Annotated in this window: 11 protein-coding genes; 6 read left to right on the top strand and 5 right to left on the bottom strand. The window is 70.6% G+C overall.

Annotated elements, in window-relative coordinates:
- Nucleotides 1-82 precede the first annotated feature (82 nt).
- The 4 genes from ACZ7M2_RS40605 to zapE form a co-directional block, all read right to left on the bottom strand.
- Nucleotides 83-1,537: a SulP family inorganic anion transporter gene (locus ACZ7M2_RS40605; RefSeq protein WP_471599592.1), complete on the bottom strand. Its 1,455-nt coding sequence runs from the start codon at nt 1,535-1,537 to the stop codon at nt 83-85.
- Nucleotides 1,538-1,563: 26 nt separating this feature from the next.
- Complete coding sequence (locus ACZ7M2_RS40600) at nt 1,564-2,142, bottom strand: carbonic anhydrase (protein ID WP_471599591.1); 579 nt, start codon at nt 2,140-2,142, stop codon at nt 1,564-1,566.
- 70 nt (nt 2,143-2,212) lie between these two features.
- Nucleotides 2,213-2,551, bottom strand: coding sequence for a hypothetical protein (locus ACZ7M2_RS40595; RefSeq protein WP_471599590.1), 339 nt, complete (start codon nt 2,549-2,551; stop codon nt 2,213-2,215).
- A 123-nt stretch (nt 2,552-2,674) separates the two neighbouring features.
- Nucleotides 2,675-3,817: a cell division protein ZapE gene (gene zapE / locus ACZ7M2_RS40590; protein ID WP_471599589.1), complete on the bottom strand. Its 1,143-nt coding sequence runs from the start codon at nt 3,815-3,817 to the stop codon at nt 2,675-2,677.
- Between zapE and ACZ7M2_RS40585 the strand changes: the two genes are divergently transcribed.
- From ACZ7M2_RS40585 to ACZ7M2_RS40560, 6 genes are all read left to right on the top strand, one after another.
- Nucleotides 3,816-4,652, top strand: coding sequence for a pyrimidine reductase family protein (locus tag ACZ7M2_RS40585; RefSeq protein ID WP_471599588.1), 837 nt, complete (start codon nt 3,816-3,818; stop codon nt 4,650-4,652). The genes zapE and ACZ7M2_RS40585 overlap by 2 nt on opposite strands.
- A 206-nt stretch (nt 4,653-4,858) precedes the next feature.
- Complete coding sequence (locus ACZ7M2_RS40580) at nt 4,859-5,332, top strand: indole-3-glycerol phosphate synthase (RefSeq protein ID WP_471599587.1); 474 nt, start codon at nt 4,859-4,861, stop codon at nt 5,330-5,332.
- 213 nt (nt 5,333-5,545) lie between these two features.
- The gene (gene murC / locus ACZ7M2_RS40575; RefSeq protein WP_471599586.1) at nt 5,546-6,931 is read left to right on the top strand and encodes a UDP-N-acetylmuramate--L-alanine ligase; all 1,386 of its coding nucleotides are present in this window, start codon (nt 5,546-5,548) and stop codon (nt 6,929-6,931) included.
- A gap of 28 nt (nt 6,932-6,959) precedes the next feature.
- Nucleotides 6,960-7,367, top strand: coding sequence for a peptide-methionine (R)-S-oxide reductase MsrB (msrB, locus tag ACZ7M2_RS40570; RefSeq protein ID WP_471599585.1), 408 nt, complete (start codon nt 6,960-6,962; stop codon nt 7,365-7,367).
- 491 nt (nt 7,368-7,858) lie between these two features.
- On the top strand, nt 7,859-8,617 hold the full coding sequence (locus ACZ7M2_RS40565) for a hypothetical protein (protein WP_471599584.1): 759 nt from the start codon (nt 7,859-7,861) through the stop codon (nt 8,615-8,617).
- Complete coding sequence (locus ACZ7M2_RS40560) at nt 8,614-11,241, top strand: SpoIIE family protein phosphatase (protein WP_471599583.1); 2,628 nt, start codon at nt 8,614-8,616, stop codon at nt 11,239-11,241. Before ACZ7M2_RS40565 ends, ACZ7M2_RS40560 begins: the two co-directional genes overlap by 4 nt.
- Nucleotides 11,242-11,578: 337 nt before the next feature.
- On the opposite strand, the gene ACZ7M2_RS40555 is transcribed toward ACZ7M2_RS40560, so the two are convergent.
- Nucleotides 11,579-13,459, bottom strand: coding sequence for a SpoIIE family protein phosphatase (locus tag ACZ7M2_RS40555; RefSeq protein ID WP_471599582.1), 1,881 nt, complete (start codon nt 13,457-13,459; stop codon nt 11,579-11,581).
- Nucleotides 13,460-13,543: the final 84 nt, after the last annotated feature.

Here is a 13,543-nt window from a genome sequence, read left to right as displayed (position 1 = left end):
CCGCCGTATACCACCACTAATCCCACGATATGCCTCACGCGGGCTCGCGGTCGAGGATCCCCCCGACCGCGAGCCCCGGGGGTCAGCCGATGGTCATCTTCACCGGTTCCGTCCCCGCCTGACTGTGCCGCGCCGACCAGTTCTCCAGCGCGGTGCGGCAGGCGTGATCGAGGTGGTGCAGGCCGGAGAGGTCCAGTTCGACCGGGCGGTCCTGGGGCAGCGCCTCGAGGCTGTCGAGGATCTTCGGCAGCCTCAGGAAGGTCGCGTTGCCCGACAGATACGCCTGGACGGGGCCCGCACCCTTGTCTATGACCTCCAGGCGGACGTGCGAGGCCTCCCATGCCGTCTTGGCGATCGCCAGGGCGAGCCCGATGAGCACCCCCTCGAACATGCTGACGGCGACGATCGACACCGCCGTGACGACGAGGATCAGCGCCTCGCCCCGGTGCTCGCGCCACAGCGAGACGACCTCGCGCAGCGGGACCAGCTTCCAGCCCGCGTGCACCAGGATGCCGGCGAGGGCGGGCAGCGGGATGACGCCGAGCGCGGCGGGCAGCAGCGCCGCGAACAGCAGCAGCCAGACGCCGTGCAGCACGCGGGACGCCTTCGTCCGCGCGCCCGCCTGGACGTTCGCCGCGCTGCGCACGATCACCGCCGTCATCGGGAGCGCGCCGAGCAGTCCGCAGACCGTGTTGCCCGCGCCCTGCGCCATCAGTTCCCTGTCGTACTCGGTCCGGGGGCCGTCGTGCAGCCGGTCCACGGCCGCCGCGCTGAACAGCGACTCGGCGGAGGCGATCAGCGTGAAGGCGAGCACCGTGCCGAGCACGCCCACGCTCGCGAGCTCCCCGAAGGCCTCCAGGCTCGGCAGCTGGATCGAGCCGACCAGCCCCCGCACCTCGACCTTGGCCACCGGCAGCCCGAACCCCGAGGCCACCAGGGTGGCCAGCACGACCGCGCCGAGGGCCCCCGGCACGGTACGCACCCGGCGCGGCAGTCGCCGCCACAGGACGAGCACGGCGATCGTGCCCGCCCCGAGTCCGACCGAGGCCAGCGCCTCGGTGCTGCGGGCCGCGTCGACGACGGCCTCCGGCAGTCCGGCGAGCTTGTCGAGTCCGGAGGCGGGCGCCTTGAGCCCGGCCATCGAGTAGAGCTGGCCCGCGATCAGCACGAGGCCGATCCCGGCGAGCATGCCCTCGACGACGGCCACCGAGATGGCCCGGAAGTAGCGCCCGAGTTTCAGGGCGCCCATGAGGAGTTGGAGCACACCCGTGGCGAGCACGACGACTCCGAGGACGGCGAGCCCGTACTCCCGTACGGCCTCGAAGACCAGCACGGTCAGTCCGGCCGCGGGCCCCGACACCTGAAGGCTGCTGCCGCGCATCAGGCCGGTGACGAGACCACCCACGATGCCGGTGACCAGGCCGAGTTCCGCCGGGACACCGGAGGCGACGGCGACGCCCACGCACAGCGGCAGGGCGACCAGGAACACGACGATCGAGGCGGCGAAGTCCTGCCGCAGGTGGGGGAGTTTGCTCATCGGGCTCGACGTGTTCATCGCGCGGCTCACAGGGCCTCGAAGGTGTCGGTGTGCGCACGGTGTTCGCGCACGGCCCCGGTGTGGACCTCGTAGTACCAGCCGTGCAGACGCACCCGGCCCGTCGTCAGGGCCCTTTCCACACAGGGGTATCCGCGGAGCCTGAGCAGTTGTGCGAGGACATGGTTCTGCACCGCGTCGGCGACGGTGGGGTCGTCGCCCGGTGCGTCGGACGGGCGCTGGGCCTGCGCGAGCCAGTCGCGCACGGCGGGTACGGCCGTCAGGTCCTCGCCGCGCACCAGCGCGCCGACGGCGCCGCAGTGCGAATGGCCGCAGACCACGATCTCGGACACGCCGAGCACGTCCACCGCGTACTCGACGGTGGCCGCCTCGGAGGTCGGCCGGCCGGGGACGTACGGCGGGACGATGTTGCCCGCGGTGCGCAGCTCGAAGAGCTCGCCCGGGCGGGCGCCGGTGATCAGGGCCGGAACGACCCGGGAGTCGGAGCAGGTGATGAACAGGACCTGCGGGGACTGGCCGTCGGCGAGCGAGGCGAACTCCTCGGGCCGCCGGCCGAAGGAGCGGGCATGGTCGATGAGGGGCTGCATGTCAGTTCCTCCTGGCGCGCCCTGAGGGCGCGTCGGCTTACAAGACGGAGCGTGGGGGGACGCGCTCCGCTCAGCAGCGGAAGACCTGAAGTGCGGCGGGGGAGTGGGCGGCCTGGGATCTCGACGTGCGCGGGTGTGCCGGGGCGGGCGCGAGCGGCGCGTACGAGGCCGCGGGGTCGCTCGCGAGCAGCGCGCGCGGGGGTGTGTCGGGGACGAGATCCTCGTCGCGGGTCCGCTGACGGGCGCCCAGAGGGGGTGCCACCTTGTGCGGATGCTCCGCTTCGGCGCAGGAGACGACTTCGCCCCTGTGCGCGGACGCGAACGCCTCGGTGGGAGCGAAGAGCTGGAGGCTGATCAGGACGGCGGCGATCACCACGTACAGGGGTCGGGCCGTCGTACCTCGTAACATGCGCCCCCTCCCGACGTCTCGTCCTCCATGTCAATACATAGGTTAACGCGGCAAGTTGTTTGCAGGGTTAACTCGACGTTTCACAGCGAAGTGGGCCGAAAACGCTGTGGAGGGGCCGAAAAACTACGCCTCGACGAGCCCCTTGGCGTCGCGGGCCAGCGCGGTGAGCCGGGATATCGCGCGGAAGTACTTCTTCCGGTAGCCGCCGTTCAGCATCTCCTCGCTGAAGAGCTGGTCGAAGGGCATCCCGGAGGCGAGGACGGGCACCTCGCGGTCGTACAGCCGGTCGGCGAGCACCACGAGCCGCAGCGCCGTCGACTGGTCGGGCACCGGCTGGACGTCGGTGAGGCAGACGGCCTTCAGGTCGTCGGTCAGGGCGCCGTAGCGGCTGGGGTGCACGCGCGCGAGGTGGTCGAGCAGATGCGGGAAGTCGTCGAGGGAGGCCCCGGGCGTGGCGTACGCGGCCTTCGTGACCTCCTCGTCGGTGAACGGCGCCGGGGCCTCGGGCAGCCCGCGGTGACGGTAGTCCTCGCCGTCGATGCGCAGCGGCCGGAAGTGCGCGGACAGCCCCTGGATCTCGCGCAGGAAGTCGGCGGCCGCGAACCGGCCCTCGCCGAGCTTGCCCGGCAGGGTGTTCGAGGTGGCCGCGAGCGCGACCCCCGCGTCGACCAGCTTGCCGAGCAGGGTGGAGACGAGGACGGTGTCGCCCGGGTCGTCGAGTTCGAATTCGTCGATGCACAGGAGGCGGTGCCCGGAGAGCGTCTGCACGGTCTTCTGGAAGCCGAGCGCGCCGACCAGGTTCGTCAGCTCCACGAAGGTGCCGAAGGCCTTGAGCGCGGGCTCGGCCGGGGTGGCGTGCCACAGGGAGGCGAGCAGATGGGTCTTGCCGACGCCGTAGCCGCCGTCCAGGTAGACGCCCCGGGGGCCGGCCGGGGTCTTCTGTGCCTTGGCCTTGCCGAAGCCGAAGAAGCCCCGCTTGCCGCCGCCGAGCGCGTGCGCCCCGCCGAGACCGGCCGCGAAGCCGGCGAGGACCTGTACGGCCTCGGTCTGGCTCGGCTGGTTCGGGTCCGGAATGTACGTTTCGAAGCGCACGGAGTCGAAGCGCGGCGGCGGCACCATCTCGGCGACCAGCCGGTCCGCGGGGACGTGCGGCTCGCGGGCGCACAGGGACGTGGGGGCTGCTTCGGGTATCGGTTCGATCCCGGAAGCGGCGGTGGAGGACGACACGGTTCCCCACTCTAAGGGCCGTGCCACACTGCACGACATGCGACGCCTGTTCCCTGTGACCTACGAAACAGCAGCCCAGGCCACCGCCGGGGCCCCCGATGCCCCTGGTGCGGCTGTGGCGGATGTGACGGATGCGACGGACCGCGAGTGGGAACTGCTGGAGCTGGCGGAGGCGTACGCCTACCCTGAGCTCCGCCCCGCCGGTGTCCGGGAGCCCTGGCTGCGGGCCAACATGGTCTCCACGCTCGACGGCGCCGCCCAGCACGACGGAAAGTCCCAGGGCATCTCCAGCGCCGCCGACATGCGGATCTTCGGGGTGCTGCGGGCTCTCGCGGACGTCGTGGTCGTCGGCGCGGAAACGGTGCGCCAGGAGGGTTACCGTCCGGCACGCGCACGTGCGGAGTTCGCGGGGTCCCGGGAGGCGGCCGGACAGGGCCCGGCGCCCGTGATCGCCGTCGTCACCGCGAGCCTCGACCTGGACTTCTCGCTGCCCCTGTTCACCTCGCCGCTGGTGCCCACGCTCGTCCTGACGGGCGCGGCGGCGGCCCCCGACCGGGTGGCGGCGGCCGAGAAGGCGGGCGCCGAGGTGGTGATCGCCGGGGACGGGACGGGCGTGGACCCGGTACGGGCCGTGCGTGCCCTCGCCGAGCGCGGCATGACCCGGCTGCTGACGGAGGGCGGCCCGCGGCTGTTGGGCCAGATGGTCGCGGCGGGTGTCCTCGACGAACTGTGCCTGACTCTTTCCCCGACGCTCACCGCGGGAGACGCGCAGCGGATCGCCGGGGGGCCCGCGATGGCGGTTCCCGAGCGGCTCGCACTGGCGTCCCTCCTGGAGGAGGCCGGATTCCTCTTCGCCCGATACCGTCGCCCCTGACCGGTGGCCCTGGCGTCGGTCCCGGCCGTCGGCCAGGGCAAGGTCGTCGGCCAGGGCAAGACCGTCGGCCACGGCAAGGTAGCGGAGTAGATCGTTCCGTTTATCTTCCGATGGGCACACTGAAAATCGCAGTCCCCGTGCGATCACGGGGCAGGATGGTTTCCGCAGGGGGCCAAGGAGGCCCACGGAGGAGAAGGGCGCCTGTCGTGTTCACAAGCGTATTGATGATCGAGAAGGCCCTGACGTCCGCCGACGTGGAGTTCGTCACTACCTTGCACGGTGACGAGGCGGTCGCCTTCCATGTGCTGCTCCAGCCGCGGGGCGACCAGGCGGACCGGCTGCTGCGGGCCATCGACGACGTCGCGCTCGGGGAGCTGGACGAAGCGGCCCACGAGCGTGAGACGCCCGAGGGTGCGGACGCGGCCGGTCAGGGGCAGCAGGCCCTCGACGTGTCGCTGGTGGCGCTGCGCTCGGCCGGCAGCGAGGCCGAGGGGCGGCTCATCGAGAACCACCCGCTGGACGCGCTCAAGGACCTGGTCGACGAGATCGACGCGGACGAGGTCATCGTGCTGACCGACCCGCACTACGTGGAGGAGTTCTTCCACCGGGACTGGGCCTCGCGGGCCCGCCACAAGGTCGGCGTGCCGGTGCTGAAGCTGTTCTCGCACAGCAAGGTCTAGGGCTCCCGGCGGCGTGGGCGTGGGGGCCGTGGGGGCTGCTGGGATCGGTCGGGTACGGCCGGCACGTGGCGGGTCGCGCCCGCGCGGCGGAGCCGCACATGCCATGGCCCCGCGCCCCTGGGAGGTTGCGGGGGGCCGCACGGAATAGGCTGGGGCGGGTTCCTGTCTGTGGGAGCGCGCTCACCGTCGTACCGGATCTTGGGAGATACACGCATGGCACCCGGCCTTCCTACCGCCATGGACCGACCGCACTTCATCGGCATCGGCGGCGCCGGGATGTCGGGCATCGCCAAGATCCTGGCGCAGCGCGGGGCGAAGGTGGCGGGCAGCGACGCGAAGGAGTCCGCCACCGCCGAGGCCCTGCGGGCGCTGGGCGCGACCGTGCACATCGGCCACGCGGCGGACCACCTGGCCTCCGACGCCACCTGTGTCGTGGTGTCCTCGGCGATCCGCGCGGACAACCCGGAGCTGGCCCGCGCGGCCGAGCTCGGCATCCCGGTGGTCCACCGCTCGGACGCCCTCGCCCGGCTGATGGACGGCCTGCGCCCGATCGCGGTCGCGGGCACGCACGGCAAGACCACGACCACGTCGATGCTCGCGGTGTCCCTCTCGGCGCTGGGGCTGAACCCCTCGTACGCGATCGGCGGCGACCTGGACGCCCCCGGCTCGAACGCCCTGCACGGCGACGGCGAGATCTTCGTCGCCGAGGCCGACGAATCGGACCGCAGCTTCCATAAGTACGCCCCCGAGGTCGCGATCGTCCTCAACGTCGAGCTGGACCACCACGCCAACTACGCCTCCATCGACGAGATCTACGAGTCCTTCGAGACCTTCGCGGCCAAGATCGTGCCGGGCGGCACGCTGGTGATCTCCGCGGACCACGAGGGCGCGCGCGAACTGACCCGGCGCCTGCCGGCGGACGTACGGGTGGTGACGTACGGCGACGCGCCCGACGCGGACGTACGGGTCCTGTCCGTGCTCCCCCAGGGCCTGAAGAGCGAGGTGACGGTGCTCCTCGACGGCGAGGAGCTGACCTTCGCCGTCTCCGTCCCCGGCCGCCACTACGCGCACAACGCGGTGGCCGCGCTGGCGGCGGGCGCGGCGCTGGGCATTCCGGCCGCGGAGCTGGCCCCCGCGATCGCCTTCTACACGGGCGTGAAGCGGCGTCTGCAGCTGAAGGGCGAGGAGGCGGGCGTCCAGGTCGTCGACTCGTACGCGCACCACCCGACCGAGATGACGGCCGACCTGGAGGCCATGCGCGCGGGTGCCGAGGGCCGCATCCTGGTGGTCTTCCAGCCTCACCTGTTCTCCCGCACCCAGGAGCTGGCCAAGGAGATGGGCGAGTCCCTGGCTCTGGCCGACGCCTCGATCGTGCTCGACATCTACCCGGCCCGCGAGGACCCGATCCCGGGCGTCACCAGCGAGCTGATCATCGAGGCGGCGCGGGCGGCGGGCGCGGACGTGACACCGGTCCACGACAAGGCGCAGGTGCCCTCGCTCGTCGCGGGAATGGCGAAGCCCGGTGATCTCGTTCTCACCATGGGCGCGGGAGACGTGACGGACCTCGGTCCCGAGATCCTGACCCGCCTGTCGAAGTAGCCGTGACGTTTGTGAGGGGTTGAGCTTCATGTCGTACGACATCGAAAAGCCGGACGAGCAGTGGCGCGCGGAGCTGACCCCGGCCGAGTACACCGTCCTGCGGAAGGCGGGCACCGAGCCCGCCTTCACGGGCGAGTACACCGACACCAAGGCCAAGGGGGTCTACTCCTGCCGCGCGTGCGGCGCCGAACTCTTCACCTCGAACGAGAAGTTCGAGTCCCACTGCGGCTGGCCGTCCTTCTACGACCCGAAGGAATCCGACGCGGTCGAGCTGATCGCGGACCGCTCCCACGGGATGGTCCGCACGGAGGTGCGGTGCGCCCGCTGCGGATCGCACCTCGGCCATGTCTTCGAGGGCGAGGGGTATCCGACGCCGACGGATCAGCGGTACTGCATCAACTCGATCTCCTTGCGACTGGCGCCGGACGAGGAGTAACGGAGAAGCCGTTTCTGTTCGGGAGAAGCTGGCACTCCGGCCGATCGCCGCGTACTGATCGCCAGCGCGTTGCCGACGCGTTTCCTGGCGGCCGCCCACTCCAACGCGGGAACTCCCGGGAAACCGCAGGTACGGGCGGGAACACCCCTAGAACGGATTGGGATCCTGGCCGGGACGTTTCCCCTGGCCAGGGCCCAATGGCCGACGATTCGGGCTGTACGCCGGGTACAGCGCGAGCAGCCGTTTCCGTCCGCGCGTCGCGATTCTCGTGTCTTGTCGACAACGGCCATTTGCTCTCCAGTCGCCTGGGGCCCATAGGTGTCCAGACCTTTCGGTCGAGGCACGTACGCGCAGTGGCGGTCGCGCGCCGAGACAGGCGCCGTACTCCGCGCTCGTCAGCCGCCTCCGGACGGTGCACTGTGGAAGATGTGGGTTTGCGGCAGCGCTTTGTTGGTCTGAGGCAGCCGTGGCAATCGGGCCATGCGCTGCTCGTGATCCCGGTGGTGCTCATCGTGGTGATCACGGTGGTGGACATCCTGGTCCCGGCCGACGTACATCTCGGTCCACTGCCGGTCATCGCTTCGGCGATCACCGCCTCGTTCGCCGGGTCCCTGCCGACCGGGGCGATCGGAGCCCTGGCCGTGGCGGCCCAGGCGTTCATCGGGTGGCACTTCGGCGTGCTGTTCTCTCGGAACGTGATGGTGCATGTCCTCGCCCTCGCGGTGCTCTCCTCACTGATCGTGTTCTTCTGCGTGGTCCGCAAGCAGCACAGACGGCGGCCGGCCCAGGTGCGGTCGGTCGCCGAGGCCGCTCAGCACGTGCTGTTGTGGCCGCTGCCGGACCGGCCGGGCCCACTTCAGGTTGCCTGCCTGTACCTGGTGGCCGAGGACGAGGCCCAGATCGGCGGCGACCTGTCCCCCGCACCCCCGCTGGGGCTCGGCCTGGGCCCTGCCGACCACACCTTCGACCTGTCTTCCTTCGAAGCGGGGGAAACCCTGCTGCTCTACACCGACGGCTTCCTGCATGACGCCGACGGCGTAGTCGAAGCCCGCGATCAAGACGGTACCTTCTGCCCGTTCGTCGAACGCGCCGCCCGGTGGACCGAGCGCGATCTGCTCGCCCATACCGGAGCATGCCTCGACGCCGCCTCCCTCATCGCCATCCGCCACATGCCCACCAGGCACGCGGGCCACCACCACGGAAAGCCCGTGTTGCGCGCGAGCGAGCTGCGGAGTTGGAATCGGATGTGAAGCTCTTCGGTGGTCCCGTAGAGTCCGCCGCGCCGCTTGCGCCTGGCTCGGCCGCCGGCAAGAAGGGGCTGAAAACCGACGCCCTGGGGCTGTTCTCCTCTGTGGTCATCGGACTGGCTTCCGCCGCCCCGGCGTACAGCCTGGCGGCCACACTCGGCCTCATTGTGGCGGGGGTCGGGCTGCAGGCCCCGATCATCACGATGCTGGCCTTCATCCCCATGCTGCTGATCGCCTACGCCTACAAGGAGCTCAACACGAGCGACGCCGACTGCGGGACGGCCTTCACCTGGGCCACCCGCGCCTTCGGTCCGCGCACGGGCTGGATGGGCGGCTGGGGCATCATCGTCGCCGACGTCATCGTCATGGCGAACCTCGCAGAGATCGCCGGTATCTACGGCTTCCGGCTCCTGGGCTTCGACTCACTCGCGGACAGCAGGATGTGGACCACCGTCGCGGGCGTCGTCTGGATCATCGTGACGACCGCGGTCTGCTACGTCGGCATCGAGGTCTCGGCCACCGTTCAGCGCTGGCTGCTGTGCACCGAGGTGGCGATGCTGGTCCTGTTCGCCGTCACGGCCCTGGTCAAGGTCTACGTCAGCCCGCCTCCGACCGCGATCCACATCGCCGCTTCCTGGTTCAACCCCCTCCATGTGGACTCGGCCAGAGCACTGACCGCAGGCGTCCTCGCCGCCGTCTTCATCTACTGGGGCTGGGACACCGCTGTCACCGTCAACGAGGAGACCGCCGACAGTACGCGCACCCCCGGGCGTGCGGCGGTCATTTCCACCGTGCTGCTGCTGATCGTCTACGGCCTGGTCTCCACCTCGGCGCAAGCGTTCGCCGGAGTCGGCACCGAGGGCATCGGGCTGGGCAACACGAACAACTCCGGGGATGTGCTCTCGGGCCTGGGCAACGCCGTCTTCGGCAGCCAGGGCCTGGGCTGGTTCTTCAGCAAGCTGCTGATTTTCATGGTGCTGACCTCCGCGGTCGCCTCCACCCAGACCACGATCCTGCCCCTGGCCCGGACCGTCTTCTCCATGGCCGCGCACAAGGCCATCCCCTCCCGCCTCGCCCGGGTCCACCGCAGATTCCTCACCCCGACCTGGTCGACAGTCGGCGTGGGCCTGGTCTCCATCGGCTTCCTCATCCTGCTGACGACGATCAGCCGCAACGTCCTGGCCGACTCCATCGAATCGGTCGGCCTCGCGATCGCGTTCTACTACGGCCTCACCGGTTTCGCCTGCGTCTGGTACTACCGCAAGGTGCTCACCCGCAGCTCCCGGGACTTCCTGTGCAAGGGCCTGCTGCCGGGTCTGGGCGGGCTGATGATGTTCTACTTCTTCTGCTACGCCGCCTTCGTCGTCTATGCCGACCCCGACTACGGCGCCACCTCCATCGACCTGCCCTTCATCGGACGGACGGGCGGAGTGACCGTCGTGGGGCTCGGAGCCCTGCTGCTAGGCGTAGTGCTGATGCTGGTCACTACGCGTGGTTACACCGCTTCCCTCAGGCTCCAACGAAGCCTGCTGCCTCGTAGCCTGCCGCCGCAGACGGCTGTCGAGCCGACGAGCCGCTATGTGCCCGCCGACAGCCGGTCCGGGGTGGGCGGTGACTGGTTCGATCTCATTCCGTTGTCGGGTTCCCGTGTCGGCCTGGTCGTCGGCGAGGTGCTCGGCCATGGATTGCACGCTGCCGTCACCATGGGACGTCTCCGTACGAGCGTCCGCGTCCTCGCCCGGTTGGACTTTCCTCCGGACGAGCTCCTCGCGCACCTGGACGACGTGGTCGGGCAGAACGCCAAGGAACAAGCGAGTGTGCACGGTGGGGACGGCACCGGCTCCGAGGGTGCCGAGGACTTCGGGGTGACCTGCCTGTACGCGGTGTACGACCCGGTGTCCGGGTTGTGCAGCATGGCGCGTGCGGGCCACTTGCCACCCGCTGTCGTGAGCCCGGACAACGGCGCCGTCACCTATCCGGAACTCCCGCCGGGCCCACCCCTGGGGCTGGGTGGCCCGCCCTTCCAGAGCGCAGAACTCCAGCTACCCGCGGGCAGCCTCATCGCCCTCTTCACCGACGGCCTTGTCCGAGCCCCCGACAACGGCACCGACGTGGGGCTCGGCCTGCTCGCCGGCATTCTCGCCCAGCACCGGCTTCCCCTGGAGGAGCTCTGCGACCGTGCGGTGGCGACGTTGCTGCCCGGGCCCGTGGGCGATGACGCCGCCCTGCTCCTCGTACGCACGCAGATGCTCGATGAGCACCGGACGGCGGTGTGGGAGCTGGACGCCGACCCGGCAACGGTCGGCGACGCCCGTACGGTGACCACGGGCCAACTGGCCGAGTGGGGACTCGAAGACCTGTCGTTCACCACCGAACTGATCGTCAGCGAGCTGGTCACCAATGCCATCCGCCACGCAGCCGGACCGATCCATGTCCGGCTCATCCGCGACCAGAGCCTCATCTGCGAGGTCTCCGACACCGGGTACACCTCACCCCACCTCCGCCACGCCGCCAACGACGACGAGGGCGGCCGCGGCCTTTTCATCGTCGCCCAGATCACCGAGCAGTGGGGAACACGCTACACGCCCTCCGGCAAGACCATCTGGGCAGAGCAGGCCCTGTTGTGAACGTTTGTTCAGCTGTTCAGCGAGCGGGGACCCAGCCAGTCGGAGCGGTCCTTCACGCCCGGCAGGGCGAAGAAGTGGCCGCCGGAGGAGCGTGCGTCAACGGGCCCAGCAGGCCGAGGAGTTCCTTGGTGCCGTTGATGTTGGCCTCGGTGGTGGCCGGCTGGGTTCCGCTGCCGTGGTCGGCGGCAAGCGAGGCGGCGTCCGTCCGTTGATCTTCGCGTCGAAGTCGCCGAACGTGAAACGGTGTGCACTCCTCGGGGGAACCCCCATCTGTCCGGGCGGGACAGGGTCGGCGTCCGGCCTTGGCCGAGTGTCCGGCAGCGGTCCGGTGTCGGCCTCATCCCCGGCGCCGCACCCGAGCGGCCCCCGGCACCGGTGCGGGCATCGGGAGCGCCTCGAGCACCAGCACCGCGAGGTCGTCGTCGACCGGCCCTGTGTCGAAGTCGTGCGCCGCCTGCCGTACACGTTCCGCGACCGCCTTGGCCCCCAGCCCCACGCAGCCCCGCAGCAGCTCGGACAGGCCGTCGTCATCGTCCAACTGCCGGTTCCCGCTGCGGCGTTCGGTCACGCCGTCAGTCACGCAGAGCAGCGTCTCGCCCGGCACGAGGTCGAAGGAGTTGGCGTGGAACTGGATGTCCTCGCCGATTCCGAGCAGCATCTGCGGGTCCGCTGCGGGCGCCACCGAGCCGTCGACGGACAGCCGCAGCGGCAGCGGGTGCCCGGCGCTGGCGAGCGTGCAGTGCGCGCCGCCCGCGACCGGGTCGGGCTCCAGCTCCCCGTAGAGCAGGCTCAGGAAGCGGGGCCGGGCCTGCTCGCCACTGAGCGCCACGGCCTCAGCGCTCTCCTCCGCCATCGCGGCGTTCAGCTTGCCGAGCACCGATGCGACGCCGTGGCCCTCACGTGCCAGCAGCCGTACCAGGTGCCGGGCCAGGCCGGTGACGGACATCGCCTCCGGGTCGTGGCCGCACACGTCGCCGAGCAGGAAGCCCCAGCGGCCGTCTCCCATCGGGAACAGGTCGTAGAAGTCGCCGCCGACGGTCTGGCCCTGGCCGTGCGGCTCGTAGACGATCGCCGTGTCGACGCCCGGGATGCTGGCGAGGGAGGCGGGCAGCTGCCTGCGCTGGAGCGCCCGGCTGATGGTGGTCTGCCGGGTGTACCGGCGGGCCGTGACCACCGCCTGGGCTACCCGCCGCGCCACGTCCTCCGCGAGCCGCACAACACCGTCGGCCATCTGCAGTAGTCCTGCCCGGCCGAGCAGCAGCACGCCGTGGCAGCGACTACCCGTGACCAGGGGGAAGGCGATCGCGGAGCCGCCCGCGCCGCCCGTGTCCGGGCCCTTTGGCCAGGGCCAGGGGATACCGGTTGTGCCGAGCCTGGCGGGCGGCGGGTCCTTCTCCAGCACGAGGCGTAGCGCCTCGATGCACCGTTCGTCCGCGTGCCAGACGCAGGAGAGCCGCATTCCGCCGTTCTCGGTGGACAGCCACACGCCGCACCAGTCGGCGAGCCTGGGCACCAGCAGCTGCCCGGCCAGAGCGGCGACCATGTCCTGGTCGAGCTGGCCGGCGAGGAGTTCGCTGACCTCGGCGAGGAACGACGGCCCTCCGCGGTCGACCCATTCGGCGGTGCCGTCGCGGCGGTCGTGCGGCGGGGCGGTCGCGAGGATCTCTTCGACGTACGTCTCGCGGTGGGATGCCCCGTCGAAGGGGCCGCCGGCCGTCTCGGACTCCTCGGCCGTGGTCTCCAGCCGGAACCACACGGTTTTTTGGTCGCGCCGGTATGTCACGCCCCACGATTCGGCCCGTGCGCCGACGACCTGGAGTCCACGGCCGTACCGCTCGCGCCATGCGTCCTTCCCGCCGCGCACCACGCGGGAGGGGTGGCGGTCCGCCACCTCGATGACGACCGCGACAGGCTCGTCCACGTCGAGAGGGAGCGAGGCGGGCGGGCCGTGCCCCGCCTCCAGGCGGCAGACGACCTCGATCGTGGTACCGGCGTGCACGACGGCGTTGGTGACGAGCTCGCTGACCAGCAGCACGGCGTCGTCGACGAGCTGGCCGGTGATCTTCGGTGAGGCGGGAATCGCCGGGTCGGTCCATTCGGCGAGCACGGCGCGCGCGAACGCGCGTGCCGCGGAGGCCGCGGAGTCGTCGGCGGGCAGGGTCGTCCGCGAGACGAACTCACGCGAGTGAGAGGGCAACGACCCCACGGGCGACTCCATGACGTTTCCTGTGACGTTAAACTCCAGCTATGTGACGTATTTTACGACAAAACACACATATGCTGCGATTACTGAGAGTGGGCT

This window comes from Streptomyces sp. NPDC111507 (genome assembly GCF_055638955.1).
The sequence above is the reverse complement of the archived record's forward strand: the minus strand, read 5'-3'. Positions and strand labels throughout refer to the sequence as shown.

What these genes read in the sequence shown, in the direction of transcription:
- ACZ7M2_RS40585 (WP_471599588.1), top strand. Translation starts at nt 3,816, where the DNA reads ATGCGACGCCTGTTCCCTGTGACCTACGAAACAGCAGCCCAGGCCACC.
- ACZ7M2_RS40595 (WP_471599590.1), bottom strand. Translation starts at nt 2,551, where the DNA reads ATGTTACGAGGTACGACGGCCCGACCCCTGTACGTGGTGATCGCCGCC.
- ACZ7M2_RS40555 (WP_471599582.1), bottom strand. Translation starts at nt 13,459, where the DNA reads ATGGAGTCGCCCGTGGGGTCGTTGCCCTCTCACTCGCGTGAGTTCGTC.
- ACZ7M2_RS40605 (WP_471599592.1), bottom strand. Translation starts at nt 1,537, where the DNA reads ATGAGCAAACTCCCCCACCTGCGGCAGGACTTCGCCGCCTCGATCGTC.
- zapE (WP_471599589.1), bottom strand. Translation starts at nt 3,817, where the DNA reads ATGTCGTGCAGTGTGGCACGGCCCTTAGAGTGGGGAACCGTGTCGTCC.
- msrB (WP_471599585.1), top strand. Translation starts at nt 6,960, where the DNA reads ATGTCGTACGACATCGAAAAGCCGGACGAGCAGTGGCGCGCGGAGCTG.
- ACZ7M2_RS40600 (WP_471599591.1), bottom strand. Translation starts at nt 2,142, where the DNA reads ATGCAGCCCCTCATCGACCATGCCCGCTCCTTCGGCCGGCGGCCCGAG.
- murC (WP_471599586.1), top strand. Translation starts at nt 5,546, where the DNA reads ATGGCACCCGGCCTTCCTACCGCCATGGACCGACCGCACTTCATCGGC.